Origin of the sequence: Streptomyces sp. NPDC001568 (assembly GCF_042893755.1) — a bacterium.
Taxonomy (GTDB): domain Bacteria; phylum Actinomycetota; class Actinomycetes; order Streptomycetales; family Streptomycetaceae; genus Streptomyces.
In genome coordinates this window covers 23160-43381 of sequence record NZ_JBIAVF010000035.1, presented here as the reverse complement: position 1 = coordinate 43381, position 20222 = coordinate 23160, and the positions used below count along the sequence as shown (strand labels likewise).

General features: G+C 70.3%; 19 protein-coding genes and 1 pseudogene. 10 read left to right on the top strand and 10 right to left on the bottom strand.

Annotated features, from left to right (window positions below):
• From ACFY0I_RS39055 to ACFY0I_RS39035, 5 genes and pseudogenes are all read left to right on the top strand, one after another.
• Window positions 1–93 (top strand): annotated as a pseudogene (locus ACFY0I_RS39055) (ketoacyl reductase); the annotation flags it as partial.
• 52 nt (window positions 94–145) lie between these two features.
• Window positions 146–1096, top strand: coding sequence for an aromatase/cyclase (locus ACFY0I_RS39050; RefSeq protein ID WP_388904517.1), 951 nt, complete (start codon window positions 146–148; stop codon window positions 1094–1096).
• Window positions 1093–1950 (top strand): oxidoreductase, encoded by an 858-nt coding sequence (locus tag ACFY0I_RS39045; RefSeq protein WP_388904515.1) that lies wholly within the window; start codon window positions 1093–1095, stop codon window positions 1948–1950. Before ACFY0I_RS39050 ends, ACFY0I_RS39045 begins: the two co-directional genes overlap by 4 nt.
• Window positions 1951–2144: 194 nt before the next feature.
• Entirely contained in the window at window positions 2145–2630 is a 486-nt protein-coding gene (locus ACFY0I_RS39040) for a hypothetical protein (RefSeq protein WP_388904514.1), read from the top strand.
• Entirely contained in the window at window positions 2614–4068 is a 1455-nt protein-coding gene (locus tag ACFY0I_RS39035) for a multicopper oxidase family protein (protein WP_388904513.1), read from the top strand. The genes ACFY0I_RS39040 and ACFY0I_RS39035 overlap by 17 nt, the downstream gene beginning before the upstream one ends.
• Window positions 4069–4173: 105 nt before the next feature.
• Here the strand turns inward: ACFY0I_RS39035 and ACFY0I_RS39030 are convergent, their stop codons facing one another.
• Window positions 4174–5334 (bottom strand): DegT/DnrJ/EryC1/StrS family aminotransferase, encoded by a 1161-nt coding sequence (locus tag ACFY0I_RS39030; RefSeq protein ID WP_388904512.1) that lies wholly within the window; start codon window positions 5332–5334, stop codon window positions 4174–4176.
• 355 nt (window positions 5335–5689) lie between these two features.
• Here ACFY0I_RS39030 and ACFY0I_RS39025 point away from each other — a divergent pair, with 355 nt between their 5' ends.
• Together ACFY0I_RS39025 and ACFY0I_RS39020 are read left to right on the top strand one after the other, a co-directional pair.
• The gene (locus tag ACFY0I_RS39025) at window positions 5690–6412 is read left to right on the top strand and encodes a class I SAM-dependent DNA methyltransferase (RefSeq protein WP_388904509.1); all 723 of its coding nucleotides are present in this window, start codon (window positions 5690–5692) and stop codon (window positions 6410–6412) included.
• 126 nt (window positions 6413–6538) lie between these two features.
• A complete protein-coding gene (locus ACFY0I_RS39020) occupies window positions 6539–8017 on the top strand; it encodes a DHA2 family efflux MFS transporter permease subunit (protein WP_388904507.1) in 1479 nt (492 codons plus the stop codon).
• 82 nt (window positions 8018–8099) lie between these two features.
• Here ACFY0I_RS39020 and rfbA read toward each other — a convergent pair whose 3' ends face one another.
• The 5 genes from rfbA to ACFY0I_RS38995 form a co-directional block, all read right to left on the bottom strand.
• Complete coding sequence (gene rfbA / locus ACFY0I_RS39015; RefSeq protein WP_388904505.1) at window positions 8100–9020, bottom strand: glucose-1-phosphate thymidylyltransferase RfbA; 921 nt, start codon at window positions 9018–9020, stop codon at window positions 8100–8102.
• Between the two features lie 180 nt (window positions 9021–9200).
• On the bottom strand, window positions 9201–10115 hold the full coding sequence (locus tag ACFY0I_RS39010; RefSeq protein ID WP_388904503.1) for an NADP-dependent oxidoreductase: 915 nt from the start codon (window positions 10113–10115) through the stop codon (window positions 9201–9203).
• A gap of 25 nt (window positions 10116–10140) precedes the next feature.
• Entirely contained in the window at window positions 10141–11115 is a 975-nt protein-coding gene (locus ACFY0I_RS39005) for an SRPBCC family protein (protein ID WP_388904501.1), read from the bottom strand.
• Window positions 11116–11139: 24 nt separating this feature from the next.
• Window positions 11140–12195 (bottom strand): hypothetical protein, encoded by a 1056-nt coding sequence (locus ACFY0I_RS39000; protein ID WP_388904499.1) that lies wholly within the window; start codon window positions 12193–12195, stop codon window positions 11140–11142.
• A 64-nt stretch (window positions 12196–12259) separates the two neighbouring features.
• The gene (locus tag ACFY0I_RS38995) at window positions 12260–13417 is read right to left on the bottom strand and encodes a nucleotide disphospho-sugar-binding domain-containing protein (protein ID WP_388904497.1); all 1158 of its coding nucleotides are present in this window, start codon (window positions 13415–13417) and stop codon (window positions 12260–12262) included.
• Between the two features lie 129 nt (window positions 13418–13546).
• Between ACFY0I_RS38995 and ACFY0I_RS38990 the strand changes: the two genes are divergently transcribed.
• On the top strand, window positions 13547–14032 hold the full coding sequence (locus ACFY0I_RS38990) for a nuclear transport factor 2 family protein (protein ID WP_388904495.1): 486 nt from the start codon (window positions 13547–13549) through the stop codon (window positions 14030–14032).
• Window positions 14033–14196: 164 nt separating this feature from the next.
• Here ACFY0I_RS38990 and ACFY0I_RS38985 read toward each other — a convergent pair whose 3' ends face one another.
• From ACFY0I_RS38985 to ACFY0I_RS38970, 4 genes are all read right to left on the bottom strand, one after another.
• On the bottom strand, window positions 14197–15135 hold the full coding sequence (locus ACFY0I_RS38985) for a ParB/RepB/Spo0J family partition protein (protein ID WP_388904494.1): 939 nt from the start codon (window positions 15133–15135) through the stop codon (window positions 14197–14199).
• Window positions 15132–16403 (bottom strand): ParA family protein, encoded by a 1272-nt coding sequence (locus tag ACFY0I_RS38980; protein WP_388904493.1) that lies wholly within the window; start codon window positions 16401–16403, stop codon window positions 15132–15134. Before ACFY0I_RS38980 ends, ACFY0I_RS38985 begins: the two co-directional genes overlap by 4 nt.
• 157 nt (window positions 16404–16560) lie before the next feature.
• On the bottom strand, window positions 16561–17259 hold the full coding sequence (locus tag ACFY0I_RS38975) for a ScbR family autoregulator-binding transcription factor (protein WP_388904491.1): 699 nt from the start codon (window positions 17257–17259) through the stop codon (window positions 16561–16563).
• Between the two features lie 284 nt (window positions 17260–17543).
• Window positions 17544–18320: an SDR family NAD(P)-dependent oxidoreductase gene (locus ACFY0I_RS38970; RefSeq protein WP_388904490.1), complete on the bottom strand. Its 777-nt coding sequence runs from the start codon at window positions 18318–18320 to the stop codon at window positions 17544–17546.
• A gap of 202 nt (window positions 18321–18522) precedes the next feature.
• Here ACFY0I_RS38970 and ACFY0I_RS38965 point away from each other — a divergent pair, with 202 nt between their 5' ends.
• Together ACFY0I_RS38965 and ACFY0I_RS38960 are read left to right on the top strand one after the other, a co-directional pair.
• Window positions 18523–19125, top strand: coding sequence for a ScbR family autoregulator-binding transcription factor (locus ACFY0I_RS38965; protein WP_388904489.1), 603 nt, complete (start codon window positions 18523–18525; stop codon window positions 19123–19125).
• Between the two features lie 246 nt (window positions 19126–19371).
• Window positions 19372–20208 carry a BTAD domain-containing putative transcriptional regulator gene (locus tag ACFY0I_RS38960; RefSeq protein ID WP_388904488.1) on the top strand — a complete coding sequence of 279 codons (837 nt, stop codon included), beginning with the start codon at window positions 19372–19374 and terminating at the stop codon, window positions 20206–20208.
• Window positions 20209–20222 lie beyond the last annotated feature (14 nt).

The window sequence follows — 20222 nt, the reverse complement described above, 5'->3', positions numbered from 1 at the left end:
GTCGCCGGTCTCGTCGGTTACCTGGCCTCCGACACCGCGGCCTCGATCACCTCGCAGGCCCTCAACGTCTGCGGCGGCCTCGGCAACTTCTGATCATCCCGCGATCCGCCGACCCCTTCGTCCCGAGTTTCAAGGAGTCATGAGCATGTCGCAGCCGAGCCTGCGCGAGGTGGAGCACGAGATCACGATCTCCGCTCCGGCCGACGCCGTCTACCGGTTGATCGCCGAGGTCCGCAACTGGCCCCGGATCTTCCCGCCGACCATCTACGTCGACCACATTCCCGAGGGCGACAACGAGGAACGCATCCGGATCTGGGCCACCGCCAACGGCGAGGCCAAGAACTGGACCTCCCGCCGCACCCTGGATCCCGAAGGCCTGCGGATCACCTTCCGCCAGGAGATCCCGGCACCCCCCGTCGCCGCGATGGGCGGCACCTGGATCATCGAGGCGCTCTCCACCGACGAGTCCCGGGTCCGACTGCTCCACGACTACCGGGCCATCGACGACGACCCGGCGAGCCTGGCCTGGATCGACGAGGCCGTGGACCGCAACTCGCGCTCCGAGCTGACCGCGTTGAAGACCAACGTCGAGACGGCCCACGCCGCCGAGGACCTGACGTTCTCCTTCGAGGACACCGTCCAGATCAACGGCTCCGCCAAGGACGTGTACGACTTCGTCAACGAGGCCGACAAGTGGCACGAGCGGCTGCCGCACGTGGCGACCGTCCGGTTGACCGAGGACACCCCGGGCCTGCAGGAACTGGAGATGGACACCCGCGCCAAGGACGGTTCGGTCCACACCACCAAGTCGTACCGGGTCACGTTCCCGCACGAGCGGATCGCCTACAAGCAGACCACGCTGCCCGGGTTGATGACCCTGCACACCGGCTACTGGACGTTCGTCGAGAACGACGGGGGCGTGGCCGCGTCCTCGCAGCACACCGTCACCATCAACACCGAGAACATCACCAAGGTCCTCGGCCCGCAGGCGACCGTCGAGGACGCCAAGCAGTACGTCCACACGGCGCTGAGCACCAACAGCCGAGCCACCCTCGGCCACGCCAAGAACCACGCCGAGAGCGGGGCAGGGCGATGAGCGGACAGCGGACCAGGGTCTGGCTGATCACCGGAGCCTCACGCGGACTCGGGCAGGCGATCGCCGAAGTCGTCCTCGATGCCGGCGACACCGTCGTGGCCACGGCCCGCGACAGTTCCTCCTTGGACGCCCTCGTGGATCGATACGGCGACCGGGTCGTCCCACTGGCCCTCGACGTCACCGACCGCGCGGAGGTCTTCGCCGTCGTGGCCGAGGCGGCCGAGCGGACCGGCCGGATCGACGTGGTCCTCAACAATGCGGGTTACGGGCTGGCCGGCGCCGTCGAGGAGGTCGCCGAGCAGCAGGTCCGGGACCAGTTCGACGTGAACTTCTTCGGCGCGCTGTGGGTGACGCAGGCGGTGCTGCCGGTGATGCGCCGCCAGGGCGGCGGGCACCTGTTGCAGATGTCCAGCATCGCGGGCGTCACCACCTACCCCAACCTCGGCATGTACTGCGCGAGCAAGTGGGCCCTGGAAGCGGTCAGCGAGACCCTGGCGCAGGAGGCCGAGGGTTTCGGCGTCAAGGTCACACTGGTCGAGGCGGGGGAGTTCCGTACCGACTGGAGCGCGGGCAGCATGGTGCGCGCCGTTCCCAAGGCCGCGTACGACGGCGTCCTGGCCAAGCGTCGGCACGGTCTGTCGGGGGCGTACGCGCATCTGCAGCCGGGCGATCCGCGCAAGGCCGGTGAGGCCTTGCTCAAGCTGGTCGACGCCGAGGCGCCGCCGCTTCGTGTCCTGCTCGGCAACGGGGCCGCGGACCTGGCGCCGAGCGTGCTGCGGGACCGGTTGGCCACCTGGGAGGAATGGGACGCCCTGGCCCGTACCACGGACTACGTCGAGGAGGCGGCGCCGTGAGCGTGGTCGCTCAGGAGCTGGTCTCCCAGGCCGGCCGAAGGCGGGGGAGCGGTGTGGTGGCCGTACCCTCGCTCCACTTCGCAGATGCAACCAGGCGTGGGTCGAAGCCGGTTGCTCTTCGCCCCTTTTCCGGGCTGCGTTTGCTGCCCATCGGCCTTCTTGCCTTTGCGCAGTCATTCGCCATCGCATGGATCGTGTACGGCCGTACTGAGGCGCCGCCGCCGCAACCCGGCGACCACGCCTGGTGGCACAGCTCGGGTCCGGTGGAGACGCCGGCCTTCGAGCCCGGGCTCTTCCTGGCCCTGACGACGGTCTCCTTCTACCTGTTGCTCCCGCTGCTGGTCCTGGCGGCCCAGGCGCTGCGCCGCCGGGCCGGGGCCCCTGCGGGTTCCGACGGTCGGTCGCTGCCGACCCAACTCGGCTTCGCGGTCGCGGCCACGGTGGCCGGTGCCATCGTGACCGTTCCGGCCGTGGCCCTGGCCCGGGCGTTCGGTCCCGAGGGTGGCGCCCCCCTGTGGTCGGCGGTTTCCGCGGATGCCGTCACGGCCCTGCGGTTGTGCGCCCTGCTCGCCCTGCTCGTCGTCTTCGTCGCCGGTGTGCCCTGGGCGCAGCGGGCTTTCGGGGCCGAGGCTCCTTCCCTTCCAAGAGAATCCGGATCTGCTCATGCTGAATCGTCGTAACGCGCTCAAGGTGGCGGCCGCCGGTGGCGCGGCCGCTCTGTTCCCGTGGGACCGGTTGACCGGGGCCGGCTCCGAGGCCGTGGCCAGTTCCGCCGCGACCGCGGAAGCGGCACCCATCGTGCCCTTCGCCCACGCCATGCCGCTGCCCCAGACGCTCGCGCCGACGAGCCGCACGCTCACCTCGGACCTGTACGAGATACGGATGCGGGAGGCCCAGGTCGAGATCGTCAAAGGCCTGACGTCGAAGGTCCGTACCTACAACGGGACCTTCCCCGGGCCGACCATCAAGGCCGTTCAGAACCGTGAGGTGGTGGTCCGTCAGATCAACGAGCTCGAGGTGAACACCGCGGTCCACCTGCACGGTGCGCACGTGCTCTCGGAGCACGACGGCCTGCCGATGGACACGATCGTCGCCGGCGGCGAACGCACCTACCACTACCCGAACAAGCAGGCGGCGGCGTCGCTGTGGTACCACGACCACGCGCACCACCTGGAGGCGGAGAACGTCTACATGGGGCTCCACGGCCTCTACCTGATCAGCGACCACAACGAGCGCTCCCTGCCCCTGCCGACCGGTACCTACGACGTGCCGCTCGTCATCCGTGACGCGCGCGTGGAGACGGACGGGACCCTGCTGTACACCCGTCCGTCGGACTGCCCGAACATGCTGGTCAACGGGAAGGAGCGGCCGTACTTCCAGGTCGCGGCGCGCAAGTACCGCTTCCGCGTCTACAACGCCTGTGCCAACCGGTACTTCAAGCTGCGCTTCGCCGACGGCATCGAGTTCACCCAGATCGGCGCCGACGGCGGCCTGCTGGAGAAGCCGGTGCGCAAGACCGAGTTGCTGATGCTCGGCGGTGAGCGCGTCGACATCGTCGTGGACTTCTCCCGGTACCGGGTCGGTCAGTCCGTGGTCCTGGAGAACCCCGGTGCGCAGACGACCGAGCGCCCGGAGGTGATGCGTTTCGACATCGTGCGCCGGGCAGCCGACTACAGCTTCGTGCCGCACCGCCTGACGACGTACGCGCCGCAGCCGGCGGCCACGGTGGAGCGGGACTTCGAGATCCGCACCTTCCCGGCGATGACGATCAACGGCTTGTCCTACGACCCGAACCGGGTCGACATCCAGACCCGGCTGGGCACGACCGAGGTCTGGACGGTCCGCAACGTCGAGGCGCCGCTGCCGGCCGGCAAGCCGGACTTCCACCTGTGGCACAGCTTCCACACGCACCTGACGTTCTTCCGGGTGCTGGAGCGCAACGGCCAGCCGGCCGACGCCCGTGACGTGGGGCTGAAGGACACCGTCACGCTCGGCCCCGGCGAGACCGTGAAGATCGCCATGACCTGGGGACCGTACACGGGCCAGTACCTGTACCACTGCCACCAGCTCGGCCACTCCTCCGGCGGGCAGATGGGGCGCATCGACGTCGTGGCGTGATGGCCGGCCGCCGGGCCGGGGCCGTGAACGCTTGACCCCGGCCGGGACGGACGGAAGGGGCGGAAGGAGTGGTGAACTCCTTCCGCCCCTTCCGTGTGCGCGACGTCAGTGCGGGGCGTCGGTCACTTCCGCGGTGCGGCCGGCCACGGCCTTGCGCAGGGAGGCGGCGACGGTGAGTACGTCGGCGTCGCTGAGACCCGGGTGGAGGGGCAGACACAGGGTCCGGTCGGAGACCCAATCGGAGGCCGGGAGCTCGGTGGGCGACGTGCCGTACGCCGGGACCTTGTGCAGGGGCGCGTACCGGAACGTCGTGTAGATGTCGTCGGCCAGCAGGTCGCCGGCCACCTGGTCCCTGATCCGGGGATCCATCTGCACCCAGTAGAAGTAGTGGGTGGACTCGTGGCCCTCGGGGAGCTCCGGAGGAGTCAGCACGCCTTCGAGCCCGGCGAGCTCCTGGTCGTACAGGGCGACGATCTCCTTGCGCCGGGTCACCATTTCGGGGAGCCTGCGCAGCTGTACGGAGCCGATGGCGGCGGTCAGGTCGTTGCCGATGACGCGACGGCCGGGCTCGGGGATGTCCAGCTCCCACCAGCGGGCGGACACCTTGGCGTAGCCGAAGCCGCTGGCCTGGGCGAGTCCGTGGTAGGCGAGCCGCCGGACCCTGGCCGCCTGCTCGGGATCCTTGACGTAGATCATGCCGCCGTCGCCGGTGACGAGGACCTTCATGGCGTCGAAGCTCCACATGGCGAGATCGCCGAAGGTGCCCACCGCCTTGCCGTCGACACGGGAGGCGACGGAGCAGGCGGAGTCCTCGATCAGCGTGATGCCGAGCTCGCGGCAGCGCTCGGCGATGCGGACGATGTCACCCGGGTAGCCGCCGTAGTGGAGGATCACCACCGCCTTGGTCCGGTCGGTGAAGGCACGCTCGACGTCCTCGAGCGTGGGGTTCAGGGTGCGCGGGTCCACGTCGCAGAAGACGGGCCGGCCACCGCTGGTCACGATCGCGTTCGCGGCCGCGAGGAAGCTGAGCGAGGGCAGGACGATCTCGTCGCCTTCCTCGAGGTCCAGCAGTTCCGTGGCGAGGAAGAGGCCCGAGGTGCCCGAGTTGATGAACACCACGTGTTCCGGGGCGACACCCAGGTGATCGGCGAACGCCGCTTCGAAGGCTTTGGTGCGCGGTCCATGTCCGAGCCAGTGGTCGTCGAACACCTCGGCAACCGCCTGGAGTTCCTCAGCACCCACCTGGGGCTGAAAGAGATTGATCATAGCCGCCTCTCCCGTCCGGATGTCGCGGCCGAGCCTAGGACCGGCCGCTCGATCACGGGTCGAAGCCCGGTGGTGAACCGAGGTACGAGGACGACGGTGCCGGTCGGGGCCCCACGGCGGTCCGAAGGCCCGCGGGAAGCGTCGAGCCCCGGCCGGGACCCGCCCCGACCCGGGCACGGACGACCGAGGGCGCGGACGCGGGGCCGCGCTCGGGACGACGACCGGAGAACCGCTCGACCCTCCCGGGCGTTGCGCCGTCGCGTTCCAGGGTCGGTCCAGGTGGACGCAAGGGCGCCGGGGCACCTTCATGCGGTTCGAGGGTGACGGTTCACCAAGAACCCAACGGAGGGACACCATGTACGAGAACAAGGCCGAAGCGGAGCTCTACGACCGGCTGTACCAGGACCGCAAGGACTACGAGGGCGAGGCGGTCCGCGTGGCCGACCTCATCCGGGAGCACAAGCAGGACGCGGTGACGCTGTTGGACGTGGCCTGCGGCACCGGGCTCCACCTCGCGGCGTTCGCCAAGTGCTTCGACGAGGTGGCCGGGGTCGACCTCTCCGCGTGGATGGCGGACCTCGCTTCGGAGCGGCTGGCAGGAGTCCCCGTCCACCAGGGGGACATGCGGACGTTCGACCTCGGCCGGACCTTCGACTCCGTGGTCTGCATGTTCAGCTCGATCGGCTACCTGCGCACCACCGAGGACCTCGATTCCGCGGTGCGGGCCATGACCCGGCACCTCGCCGATGACGGCGTCCTCGCCATCGAGCCGTGGTACTTCCCCGACACGTTCCTCCCGGGCTTCGTCTCCACGCACGCGCTCAAGGACGGTGACCAGGGGATCTCCAGGGTCTCCCACTCCACGCAGGAGGGCAACGTCACGCGCATGGAGATCCACTACGTGGTCGCCGACGCCGACGCCGGTGTCCAGCACCGCAGCGAGGTCGACCACCTGACGCTGTTCTCGCGCGAGGAGTACGAGAACGCCTTCCGCGGCAGCGGCCTGACGGTGGAGTACATCGAAACGGAGCTCGGTCGGCCGGGGTTCTTCGTGGGGACCCACAGCGACAGGTCCTAGAACCGCGATGCGTGGGCGGCCGGCCCGATCCGGGGGCGGGCCGTCCACACCAGGCCACAGGCCGATAACGGAACCACTCGAACCGGATTCGAGGGGGAGTGGGGCGACGCTTCGTAAGGTCCTCGCATGCAGACTCCATCCCCGGAACGCCTGGACCGCAAGCTGATCATCCTTGCGGGGACACTCCTCATCGGGGCCATAGCCTCCCTGTTGGACTCCACGATCGTCAGCGTCGCCCTGAACGACATATCGGCGGATCTCGCGGCGTCCGAGTCCGCGCTGTCCTGGGTGAGCACGTCCTACCTCCTCACCCTGGCCCTGGTGACGCCCCTGGTCGGATGGGCGGTCGATCGCTTCGGCAACAAACGCATGTGGATGTGCGCCCTGGCCGTGTTCCTGGCCGGCTCCGTGCTGTGCGGACTTGCCTGGTCCGTCGAGAGCCTGATCGCCTTCCGCGTCGTGAAGGGCATCGGCGGCGGCATGGTGCTGCCGATGGTGCAGACGATCCTCGCCCAGGCCGCCGGCCCCAAGCGGTTCGGCCGGGTGATGAGCCTGGTGGGCGTTCCCGGGCAGCTCGCCCCGATCCTGGGGCCGGTCGTCGGTGGTCTCATCATCGACGCGGCCGGCTGGCGCTGGATCTTCTTCGTGAACGTCCCGGTGATCATCGTCGCGCTGGTGCTGGCGCAGAGGGTGCTGCCCCCCTCGGTCAAGGGCGGCAGCGACGTCAAGGTGGACCGGCTCGGCATCATGCTGCTCCCGCCGGGCATGGTCGCGCTGGTCTACGGCTTCTCGCGGGTACGTGACCTGTCGGCGCTGAAGGAGCCGCTGACCCTCGCGGTCCTCCTCGGGGGTGTGGCACTGATCGCTGCCTTCTGCGTGCACTCCGCGCGGTCGCGCGACCCGCTCGTCGACGTCGGACTCTTCCGCTCGCGCGCCTTCTCCTCGTCCTCGCTGCTGGTCTTCCTCAACGGGGTGGCCGTGTACGGACCGCTCTTCGTCCTGCCGCTCTTCTACGCCCGCTACCTGGGCTACGACAGCTCGACCATCGGCTGGCTGCTCGCCCCCCAGGGCCTCGGCATGCTGGTCGGCCTCTCGATCGCCGGATGGCTCGGTGACCGTTACGACCCCCGGGTGCTGATCCTCGGCGCGACCGTACTGGCCGTGGTGGGCACGGTCGGCTTCACCCAGCTCGCGTCGGACCCCGACGACCTGGTCCTCGGCTCCTCGCTGTTCCTACGGGGACTGGGGCTCGGAGTGGTCGGCGTGTCCATCCTCGTCACCGCGTACCTCGACATCCCGGCCGACCGCATCCCCCGCGGCACCGTCATGATCGCGGTGGTCCAGCGGGTCGGGGCGTCCTTCGGGACGGCGATGGTCGCCCTGCTGCTGGCCGTGAACCTCGGCACGTCCTCCGGTCCGAGCGCCGGAGGCGGGGACCCGACCGCGTACGCCAACACGTTCTGGTGGGTCCTCGGCATGGCGGCGGCGATGGCCCTGCCCGCCCTGTTCATGCCGAAGCGGCCCCGTGACGGGGAAGAGTCCGCCGACGGACCGGAGGCCGCCGACGGGGCGGTGCCGGCGGAGTCGGACACCGGCAGGCGATGAACGCGGCCTCCCGTGCCCGGCCGTCCGCAAGTACGGCCGGGCACGGGAGCTCCCGCCCGCGGACCGGCACGATCGATCCCCCCTACGCGGCGGTCCCCGCGCCGACCGGCACCGCCGGAGCCGGCTTCCGGCCCCGCTCCGACTCCGCGATCGACATCAGGTACTCGCCGTAGCCGGACTTGCGCAGCTGCCAGCCGAGCCGGTGGCACTGGTCGGCGTCGATGAAACCCATTTGCAGGGCGATCTCCTCGACGCACGCCACGCGCAGGCCCTGCCGCCGCTCGAGGGTCTGGATGTACTGCGACGCGTCCAACAGGGAGTCGTGGGTGCCGGTGTCCAGCCACGCGAAGCCCCGGCCGAGGTCGACGAGCGAGGCCTTGCCCCGGGCGAGGTACTCGAGGTTGACGTCCGTGATCTCCAGCTCGCCGCGCGGCGACGGGCGCAGACCTCGGGAGATGTCCACCACGTCGTTGTCGTAGAAGTACAGGCCGGTGATCGCCCGGTTCGACTTCGGTGTGACCGGCTTCTCCTCGATGGAGACGAGCCTGCCGTGGGCGTCGGTCTCGCCGACTCCGTACCGCTCGGGATCGCGTACGGGATAGCCGAACAGGAGCGCCCCGTCCGTGTGCGGGAGATGCCGGCGCAGCAGCCCGGCGAAGTCCGGGCCGTGGAAGACGTTGTCACCGAGGACGAGGGCGACGGAGTCGTCGCCGATGTGGTCGGCGCCGATGACGAACGCCTCGGCGAGACCGCGCGGTTCGGGCTGCTGGGCGTACGTCAGGTTCAGGCCCAGGGTGCTTCCGTCACCGAGTACGCGGCGGAACTGCGGCAGGTCCACCGGCGAGCTGATGATGAGGACGTCCCGGATTCCGGCGAGCATCAGTACGGACAGCGGGTAGTAGATCATGGGTTTGTCGTAGACCGGGAGGAGCTGTTTCGAGATCCCGAGGGTGATCGGGTGCAGCCGCGTGCCGTTCCCGCCGGCCAGGATGATTCCCTTCACGGAAAAACTCACCTCGTGTTGTCGTCGGCTCGTGCACAGAGTTCGGGAGACTGGATCACAGCCTCTCGCCGACCGGTTGAGTGATCCTCGAAGCGCACACGCGCAAGGGGGCGGCCGCAATGGCCGCCCCCTCGCGTTCCGGGCGCCGACGCGCCCCGGACCGTTCCCGTCGGTCGGTCGTCAGTCGATCGTCAGGACGACCTTGCCGCGGCCGTGGCCGCTCTGCACGTCGCTGTGGGCTTCGGCCGCGCGGGCGAGCGGGTACGCCTCGCGGATGTGGATGTTCACCTTGCCCTGCACGTACAGGTCGACGAGCTCGGCGAGGCGCTCGGCGGACCGGGCGCCGGCGACCGCCGGGAGACCCAGTTCCTTCGCCTCCTCGTCGGCGATCATGGTGGTCACGCGGGAACGGTCCTTGGCGACCTCCACGGCAGCCCTCAGGCCCTCGGGTCCCGCCGCGTCGACGGCCGCGTCCACACCCTCCGGGGCGAGGGCACGGAGCCGCTCGGCGAGGCCCTCGCCGTACGTGACCGGTTCGGCGCCCAGGGCCCGCAGGTGGTCGTGGTTGCGCTCGGAGGCGGTGCCGATGACCCGACCCGCGCCCCAGGCGAGGGCGAGCTGCACCGCGAACGTGCCGAAGCCGCCGGCAGCCGCGTTGATGAGCACCGTGTCGCCGCTGTTCACACCGACGGTGGACAGGGCCAGGTGGGCGCCCTGTCCGTTGCCGGAGAAGCCTGCCGCGACCTCCCACGGCATGCCCGCCGGCTTGCGGACGATCTGGTCCGCGGGGACGGTCAGGTGCTCGGCGTAGGCGCCGAGGACGCTGTAGCCGAGCACCTCGTCGCCCTCGGCGAAGGCCGTGACCCCTTCGCCGACCTGGTCCACCGTGCCCGCGAACTCGTTGCCGAGGACCATCGGGAACTCCCGCTTGATGAACGGCGGTGTCCAGCCGCCGCGCACCCGGACGTCGAAGGGCAGCACGCCGGCGGCACGGACACGCACGCGCACCTCACCCGCGCCGGCCTGGACGTCCTTGACGGTGGTCTCCCGCAGCACCTCGGGTGCGCCGAACTCGGACAGAGCGGCAGCTCGCATCGTGGGGGCCCTTTCAGTAGGTGAATCAGATGGTTCGGTTTGCATCCTGCTCGAGGCGGTCCTTGACCGCGTCGAATATCAGCCGGACCTTTGAGCTCAGTTCGGTCTGTACGAAGCCCCTGGCAGCCGCGAGCCCGGCACCCTCACCGAGGACGGCGGCGACACCGGACTCCTTGAGGACGACGGTCTGCACGGAACGGACGACGGTGGCGGCGCCCTGCTCCTCCAACAGCCACCGGACGTGGTGGGACGCGCCCAGGGGCGGCAGCAGCAACTGCTTGTAGGCGATCTTGGTATCGGGAAGACCGACGCGGGCCGCCCGCGTGGTGAAGATCCCGCCGTGCCGTTCGATCGTGTCCATCTCCAAGACGTGGGCGCCGTACGGAGCACCGGCCCCGGCGTCCTCACCCCGGACGTCGGCCCGCGCCACGTGCCCCATGAAGGACGGCCAGTGACCGGCCTCGTACAGGGCCGAGAACACCAGCGCGGCCGGCGCCGCCACCTCGACGGAGTCCTCCACGGTGACGAGCGCCTCGGGCGTCAGGGTCGCGAGTTCCGCGGCCCCGCGCACCGCCGCGACCTCGGCGAGGGCGATCCTCTCGACATCGGCGCGCACCGCTTCGGCCGCTTCCGGGTCATCGCCCTTCAGCCGGTACTCGTGCTCCAGGCGCACCACGCAACCACCGTCGTCCGCCGGTTCGGTCACCCAGGTGCGGCGCATCGCCTCCAGGAACGGCGGAAGGGATTCCGGCCGGAATTCAACGCGCAGGGCCTCCGGGTCGACGCGGCGCAGCGCCACCCAGTGCTCGATCCCGTCGTCGTAGTGCCCCCACATGCCGATCCGGTCGAAATCGCCGTTACGGCCGAGGTTCTCCAGGTGGACGAAGGACGCGAAGACGCGCGGCCAGTTGTCCTCGTCCGCCAGCAGCCGGTGCACGTCGGCGGCGGACGCCCGTACCCGCTCCTCGTGCGTGGACAGCAGAACTTCTGTCTGTTCCATGTGCTCCTCTTCCTTGGCGGCCGGTCAGCCGCGCCAGCGCGCCGCGTGCGCGGCGCCCCCGCTGGTGGTCAGGTAGCCGACGGCCGTACCGGCGTCGTTGACGCCGTACGCCTCGCTGGGGCCCGGGGACGCCACGCCGAGGTCCGTGACCTTGCCCTTCTCGTCCCAGGTCACGGCGTGGAAGACACCGCCGGGCGTGTACGAGAAGCCGGCCGCGACCCCGTTGCCGCTGATGAAGTAGGCGGCGGATCCGGTGTGGCCGGGCAGGGGCGTCAACGGCACGACCTGGCCGGCGCGGTTCCAGCGCACGGCGCGGTAGGGGCCGTTGTAGCCCTGGCCCGCCTTGAACGAGTTGCCGACCGCGATGCCGGAGTTGTTGATCCAGCTCGACTGGCTCGAGTCGTCGCCGGGGAGGATGCCGCCGAGCGCGACGGGCGTACCGTCGGCGTTCCAGCGGACCGCGTTCTGGAAGCCGTTCTGGAGGGAGTAGCCGACCGCCGTGCCCTGGTCGTTGATCTGTCCGGCGGAGCTGGCGGTACCGCCGGGCAGCGGGGCGAGGGGGACCGCCTTGCCGCTGGGCTTCCAGCGCATGGCCTTGTAGACGTTCTCCGGGGTGGCGGAGAACCCGACGATGTCGCCGAGGGAGTTGATCCCGTAGGCCCGGCTCTTCACCGAGCCGGGCAGCGCCTCCAACTGGGTGGGGCCGCTGCTCCACGGGCGCCACACCGCGGCGTGCTCGGACTTGTCGGCTCCGAGGGAGCGGCCCACGGCTATGCCCGCGGGGTTGATGACGAAGGCCGTGCCGCCGACGTCTCCGGGCAGCGTGCCCAGGTCGGATATCGAGCCGTTGGCCGCCCAGCGGACCGGGCGGGTGACGCCCTCGGCATTGGTGGAGTAACCCACCGCGACGCCCCACTGGTTGATCCCGTACGCCAGGCTGGAAGTGCCGCCCGGCAGCGTGCCGAGGTCGGTCACGGTGACGGCCGCGTGCGCGGGCAGCGCGGTGACCGTCACGAGAGCCGTGGTGCCGAGGACCAGTCCAGTTCTTCGGAGGGTGCGGGAGAAGGCACGGATGTTCACGAGCAGGATTTCCTCTCGGTGGTACGTGGGGTGGTGGTGCGGTGTCGGACGGCCGGGCGTCCCGTTACGAACGCTTCCCGGCCAGCTCGACGAGGCGCTGGACCATCGCGTCCGGACCCGGCTGCGCGGCGAGCTCCTCGGCGAGGACGGCAGCGGCCTTGCGCACCGTCCCGTCGCTCACGAGGGCCTGCAGCACGCCCGTGTTGATCTCCTCGGGCTGGAGGTTGAAGCCGATGCCCGCGGCCTCGACGATGCCGGCGTTGATCCAGTTGTCGGCGCCGTACGGCATGGCGAGCTGCGGCACTCCTGCGTGCGCGGAGGCCAGGGTGGTGCCCGCGCCGCCGTGGTGGACGATGCCGTCGAGGGTGGGCAGCAGGGTGCTGAGGGGGGTCCAACCGACCGGGCGCACGTTGGAGGGCAGCGGGCCGAGCGGCTCGAGGTCCACCTTGTCGCCGAGTGCCAGGACCAGTTCGGCATCGAGGCCGTCGGCGGCGTCCAACACGCTGCGCAGGCTGCCGACGCCCGCGACGCCGGGAACGATGGTGCCCAGGGTCACGACGATGCGGGCGCGTTCCTTGGGAGCGGCCAGCCACTCCGGCAGTACGCCGCCGCCGTGGTGCGGAACGAAGCGCATCGGCCAGCCCTCGCCCTCGCCCCGCATGAGCTTCTCGGGGGCGAAGTAGACGGGCTGCACCGTGGGCAGCTCCAGCGGCACGCCGAGCCGCTCGAACGTGGGCGCCAGGTGCGGCAGGAGACGGCCGGGGAGGTTGCCCTCGCGCAGGAAGCTGTAACCGTTCTCGACCGCCGGAATGCCGAGCGCGCGGGCGGTGAGCAGTGCGGTGCCCTGGAGCCGGGAGTAGACGATCAGGTCCGGGTTCCAGTTGCGGGCGAACTCCAGGGTGCGGTCGGCCATCAGATCGTTGATCTGGCCGAACTTCTCCAGGATGAAGTCCGGCGTCTCCTCGGACTTGGTGATCTCCTCGCCGCGGGCCCGCATCGCGGTGGCCCGCTCCGCCGGCGTGCCCTTCTTGGGGAAGATCGATGAGAAGTCGACTCCGGGGGCCACGTCGTAGGCCGTCAGCCCCGCGCCGACCGCCGCCTCGATCGAGACGCCGGTGGTGGCGACGGCCACCTCGTGGCCGGCCGTGCGGAGGGCCCACGCGAGGCCGAGGGCCGGGTAGATGTGGTCGAGTCCGGGGGAGACGTTGAACAGGACGCGCATGGGTGTTCGACCTCGCTTCGGTGGAAGTAGCTGCGCGGCCACGATGGCGGGTCCGGCTCAACTCGGACTCGAGAGCCGCGGTGGAGCCTCGGTCGGACGAGCGGCCTGCGCGCGAGATGAGGAACCGGGATGACCACGAGCACCAGCACCAGCACCGGCGGAGCGGGCACGAGCGGCACGAGTGCGTACGTGTCGGCGGAGGTCTACACCGAGGTGCAGCAGTTCTACGCGCGGCAGATGAACCTACTGGAGGGCGCGAGCGCGGATCCGGACGCGTGGGCACATACCTTCACCGAGGACGCCGTCTTCGAGTCGGTGGGGGAGCCGGAGGCACAGGAGGGGCGCGAGGCTCTGCGGGACACGGTGGGGGCGGGCGTCGCGCACATCGCCGCGCAGGGGCTCGACTTCCGGCACTGGTTCGGGATGGTCGGCGTCGAGCAGAAGCCGGACGGTGTACTGCGGACCCGCTACTACGCCCTGGCGATGGCCACGGCGCTGGGCGGACCCTTGCAGGTCAAGGGCTCACTGCTGTGCCACGACGACCTCGTCCGGGAGGACGACGGCCGTCTGCTCGTGCGCCGGCGCAGCGTGGCGGAGGACGGCCGGATCCGCTGAGGCACGGCAACCGGTCCGCCGGGGGCCGGGCCACCGCGCTGCCGCGGTGGCACCGCCTGCGGGGGCGCCCGGGCGGCAGCGAGCGCGCGGGCGCGCGGGGACCGTCCGGGGCGTCAGCGCCCGGGACGGTCAGGGCCGCCGGCGCCCCCGGCGCGGGTGCGGCATCAGATGCGGCTCATCAGGAGTTCGGTGACGGCCTTCAGGTCGTCCGGGGTGAGGTGGGCGGTCAGGGCGTCCGCGATGGTCTCCGGGGAGTGCGTGGAGATCGTGATGCGGGGTGCGGGTGCGGGTGCGGGTGTAGGTGCGGCAGAGGCCGGGGCCGGTGTGGCAACGGTGTGGACGCCCGCAGGTTCGGCGGCGGTCCGGGCGGCCGGTCGGGTGCGCTGGCGCGGCGGGTTCACCGTGTTGAGGCTCTCGTCCGCGGCGGCGGCCTGGTCCTCCTGGGGGAGGCGGCCGATGCGGCGGGCCGGCTCGACCTTGAGCTCGCCCGTCTCCACCTTCTCCTGGAGCGTGGGGGTCAGGTTGAGCAGGGTCAGGCGCTGGGACACCCACGCGGCCGTCTTGCCGAGCCGCTTGGCGACCTGGGCCTGTGAGCCGTGGACCTCGACGAGTTCCTGAAGGGCGCGGGCCTGGTCCATGGGGGCCACGTCGACCCGGTGCACGTTGGCGATCAGTGCCGATTCGAGGATGTCCGCCGCGGAGGCGGACAGGGAGTCGTTCACGTGGATGTGCATCGTCTTGAGGCCGGCGAGGTGGGCGGCCGCCAGGCGCCGGTTGCCGTCGATGACCACGTACGGGGCCCGGCCCAGGCCGTCGGTCTGGCCCGGGTGGGCTTCCATGAACGCCATGCGGGTGGCGACCGCGAGGGGTTGGAGCTGGCCGCGGACCATGAGGGACTGGGCCAGCTCGTCGAGGTCCGTGAGGTCCTCGCGGAGGTTGAAGGGGTTGTGGGCGAGGGCCTCGATGGGCACCTCGGACGGGGGGACGACCCCGGAGGTCGGAGCGCCCGTCGCCTCGGCGATGGCCGCGCGGCGGGAACTGACGCCGACCGGCTGGGCGCGGGCGAAGGAAGCCGAGACTCCGAGTTTGTCGGCCTTGCTCATGAGATCTCCCTGGCGAGCGCGCGCAGGGCGACGGCCTGTTCGCCCCTGGGTGCGTAGACGAACAGCGGCTGCTTCACACGTACGGCCTCGCGCTGTTCCTTGAGGTCGGGGACGATCGCCACGACCCGCGGATCCTTTATGTCCATCCAGGCCTGCAGGGAGGACGTGGCGATGTAGCCGCGGCGGCCGTCGTAGAGGTTCACGACGAGGCCGAGGTAGTCGATGTCGAGGCTGAGGTCGTCGCGCAGATCGTTGATCTGGGAGGTGAGCAGGTCGTACGCGTCGGCGGAGGAGTCCTCGGCCTGTACGACGATCAGCGCGCCGGAGGCGCCCGGCTGTTCGGTGTCGCGGCGGCGGCCGTAGTAGATGGCGGCGTCCATGCTGAGGCCGAGGCTGGGCGGGCAGTCGATGAGGATGACGTCGTAGTCGGCCTCGACGGGGGAGAGGGCGCGTTCGAGGGCGGCCTCGCGGGCGCGGACGGTGGACAGTCGGACGTCCAGGAGGAACGCGTCCGTGCACGCGGGCAGGATGTGGAGGCGGTCGCCGAAGCGCTCGTCGGGGATGGTGACGATGAGGTCCGAGAGCGGTCCCTTGGCCTCGCCGGCCATGTGGCAGGTGAGGCTGTCGCCGCCGATGGGGAGGGGTTGCCGGCCGAGTTGCTTGGTCAGGTGGCCCTGCGGGTCGAAGTCGACGAGCAGGACGCGCATGCCCAGGCCCGGAAGGTCTTCGAGGTCCAGGGGCGACGTGGTGGTGGGTGCCGCCTGCTCGGGGTGCTCGTGGTCCTCCACCGGGGCGAGGCGCGCCAGCTGGCGCGCGATGCGGACCGGGTGGAGGGATTCCGGGTCCTCCGCGAGGGCCTCCGCGGTGCCCGCGGTGACGGCCGTCTTGCCGACGCCGCCCTTCTGGTTGCACACCACGATGCGGCGCACGACCGCGGGCCGCTTCACGGTGGGCGCCGGGTTCATCTCCAACCAGAGGCGCACCGCCTGCGCGAGTCCCTGGGTGAGGGAGATGCCACGGTCCTTGGAGTCCGCGCGGAACGACTCCCACTGGCCGGCGGGCAGCCAGGTGGAGAACGACTCGGCGCCGGACGTGTCGACGGGGGAGGGGGCGGAGGCGAGGGCGCTCCAATGCGCGATGCCCTGGTGGACCGCGTCCTGGATGTCGATCCGCAGTTGGGCGGTGCGGATCTTCAGTTCCTGGCGGAGCCACGGGGGGAGCTTGGAGACGACCTTCTCTCGGTCGCTCTGGGACGAGGGCGAAGTCATGAGAGGGACTTTACTAACGTTCTTGAGTCTTGGTGAGCGCCACGCCTGAGTTTTGCTAACGAAGCGGGCGGAGACACGCCAGGGCGACCCCGCACCCGCCGTGGCGAGCACCCCCGTGGATCACCACGGCGTGTGCGGAGCCGCCCTGGACGTACCGTCAGCCGGCCGTGACCGCTTCGGAGTTCGGGGAGGCGCTGTGCTGGGCGTACCGGGACGGCAGCCCGAGTTGGAGCCGGCAGGTGGGCGAGCCCGACGGGTCGAAGAGGGAGATGCGGTCCGCGGGCACGATGCCCGGCAGGAGGTGCTTCCACAGGTCGACGACCCGGGTGTGCAGGTCCTCGCGGGAGGTGCGGACGTACGAGGTGACCTGGATGCCGGTGAACGAACCGACGATCAGTGTCGAGAGGTCGTACGTGTTGAGCGCGGGCAGGACGTCGCCCCGTTCCTGGGCCGGGGTCAGGCACTGGTGACAGGTGTCGATCCAGGCGTTGTAGGGCGACGGGTCAGGGTGCGTGAACGAGCCGAACTCGATGACGAGGCGGATGCCGGCGCGGATGCGGACGTTGGTGCGCAGCCCGAACGCCATCCGGTGCGTCAGGTCGATGGCCGTTTGCAGACCCGGATCCACGATCGCGGGGACGCCCGAGGACACCTGGAACTGCTCGTCCATCAGGGTGCGTGCCAGGGCTTCCTTGGACTGGAAGTGGAAGTACAGGGCGCCCTTGGTGACTCCGGCGTACTTCACCACGTCGCTGAGGCTGGTGCCCCCGAACCCGCCCTGGTCGAAGGCGATGGCCGCGCCGTCGAGGATCGCCTGTCGGGTGATCTCGGCCCGTTCTTGCCTGACCCTCGCCACGTGGGTGTCTCCTGTTGTCGGTTCCGTTCGGTGGTTCGGGATCAATGTAGTGGCCGTGGTTCAAAGAAAACCAGTCGCCAAGTACTTTTTCGACGGCCGGGCGAGGGTCTTTCGCATGTTCTGTGGCGTATTGGGGTGTTACTGATTGGTGGAACAATCCGCCGGGTGGGCGGGCGGGTGTTAACGGCGTTAAGTGAGGGAGAAGATTCCGGTTAACGGCGTTAACGCCGACGGGCCCTGGCGGAGGCGGCCGTCGGCGGCGTCCACGCCGCCGACGGCGGAGGTCAGCGGGTGGTCCAGCCGCCGTCCACCGAGAGGGTGGTGCCGACGACGAAGGAGGCTCGGTCGCTGCAGAGCCAGGCCGCGGCTTCGGCGATCTCCGAGGGTTCCGCGATGCGGGGGAGGACGGCCGCGTTGAGGAGGACCTGCTCCATGTCCGGGTTCTGCTGGAGCCAGAAGTCGATCAGTTCGCTGCGGGTGGTGCCCGGCGCGATCGCGTTGATGCGGATGTTCTGAGCCGCGTACTCGGAGGCCGCTGCCTTGGTCAGTCCGAGGACGGCGTGCTTCGAGGCGATGTAAGGGGAGGTGGCCGGGGTCGCGACCAGGCCCGCCGTGCTGCTGTTGTTGACGATGGCGCCGCCCCCGGTCTCCAGCATGGCGCGGATCTCATGGCGCATGCAGTGCCAGACCCCGCGGACGTTGGTTTCCATGATGGTGTCGTAGTCCTCCTCGGGGAGGAGGTGCATGGGGGCGGGGACCGTGGACGTACCCGCGTTGTTGAAGGCGGCGTCCAGTCGGCCGAAGGAGGCGACGGCCGTCTCGACGGCCTTGGCGACGTCCTCGGAACGTGAGACGTCCCCGACGACGTAGCGGGCCTGGTGGCCGTCGGCCCGCAGCTCGTCCGTGAGCGCGGCCAGTTCCTTCTCCCGGCGGGCCATGAGGGTGACCGACGCACCCTCCCTGCAGAACACGCGAGCGGCTGCCGCCCCGATGCCGGCGCTCGCGCCGGTGATGAGAGCGGACCGGCCCGCCAAGCTTCCCGTGTTGTCCTTCGTCTTCATCACGCGAACGTAACACGCCGCCACTGATCGAAGTGATCCCTGGTCAGAAGGTATTTCATACCCGATGACCCGTTGTACGCGCACGGGCTCAGGCGAGAGTCCGGCCCGCCTCCGGCGCCGCCGCCGACTGTGGCCGCCAGGATCTTGTACCCCTGTCCTGGGGGAACGCCGCGTATGCGGCGAATGCGGTGTGGAGCCCCCCATGGTCAAGCAGGAGCGTGCGGCACGCACGCGGGAGTCCCTCGTGCGCGCCGCCGCGGAGGCGTTCATCGAGGGCGGCTTCGCAGCCACCTCGATCGCGGGGATCAGCGGGAGGGCCGGAGTGACGTCCGGCGCCCTGCACTTCCACTTCAGCGGCAAGGACGAACTGGCCCGGACCGTAGAGGGGCGGGCCGCCGCCGCGCTGCGGACGGCCGCCCGCACGGCAGGGGGGTCGCAGGCGCGGGCCGGCGATCCGCTGAGCCTGCTGGTCGATTCGACCTACACCCTGATGGCGCTGCTCGCCGGGGACGTCGTCGTACGGGCCGGCTTCGCGCTGTCCGCCGACGTGACCCGCCGGAGCCGGCTCGACCTCCGCGGACAGTGGCAGGAGTGGACGCGCGGACTGATCGAGGCCGCAGGACGGGAAGGGCTGCTCGCCGAGGGAGTCACCCCGCGGGACGCGACGCCGGCGGTGGTGGCCTCGGTCGTCGGTTTGCAGGTGCTGGGCGCGGTCGACCCCGAGTGGCTGGCGGCCGACACCCTCGCCCGCGTCTGGTCCGTGGTCCTGCCGAGCATCGCAGCCGAGCGTCCAGAAGCGCCCTAAACAGACTGTACGGTTTGATTTATGGGCCCTTTGGGGTGTTAGATGAGCGTGCCCGGAGTCGGTCGCATGCTCCCGAAGGGGCTGGCGGAACAGCTATCTTCCGGTAAAAGCCCAGTTCAGAGCCCATTTTTAGCGGATCCGGAATGCCTGTGTGCGAAAAACAGCGCGACCGGTTTTGTATTGACAAACCGCTGGGACTGTTTTCTACTGACTCTTGCGACTCATCCAAGGACAGGGGAGTACGACGTGGACATCGATGTACTGGGCGCGCTGGCCGTGCGGGAGAACGAAACCTCCATCACGCCGACCGCCCCCAAGCCCCGGCAGGTCCTGGCACTCCTGGCCCTCCATGCCGATCAGGTCGTGCCGGTCTCGGCGTTGATCGAGGAGCTGTGGGGCGCCGAGCCGCCGCGCAGCGCCCGCACCACCCTGCAGACGTACGTGCTCCAGCTGCGCGCCCTCATCGCGACCGCCCTGGAGAACACCGATGGCACGCGGACCGCGAAGGACGTGCTCGTCACCCTGCCCGGCGGCTACCTGCTCAACAGCGGCGGCGGGACCAGCGACGTGCGGGAGTTCGACCGACTGGCCGGGCTCGGCTACCGGGCGATGGACGCGGGCGACGCGGCCGGTGCGGCGCGGTTGCTGCGCGAGGCCCTCTCCCTGTGGTCGGGGCCGGCCTTCGCCGACGTCCACGGCGGCGTGCAGCTCGACATGGAGACGCGCCGGTTGGAGGAGACCCGGCTGTGCGCCCTCGACCAGCGCATCGAGGCGGACATGAAGCTGGGTCGGCACCGGGAACTGCTCGCGGAACTGACCGTCCTGGTGAGCCGCTACCGCACGCACGAGAACCTGCACGGCCAGTTCATGCTCGCCCTGCACCGTTCGGGACGACGCGGCGAGGCGCTCGACGTGTACAAGCGGCTGCGCACCACGCTCGTACGGGACCTGGGCCTGGAACCGTCCCCGGCGCTGCGCCGGTTGCAGCGGTCGATCCTGATGGCGGGACCGGAGGCCACGGCGCCGGCGGTGGCCGTGGCGGGCGGGACGGGCACGAAGGCGCAGCGGCTCGTGCGGGCTTGATCCGATGCCGGTGG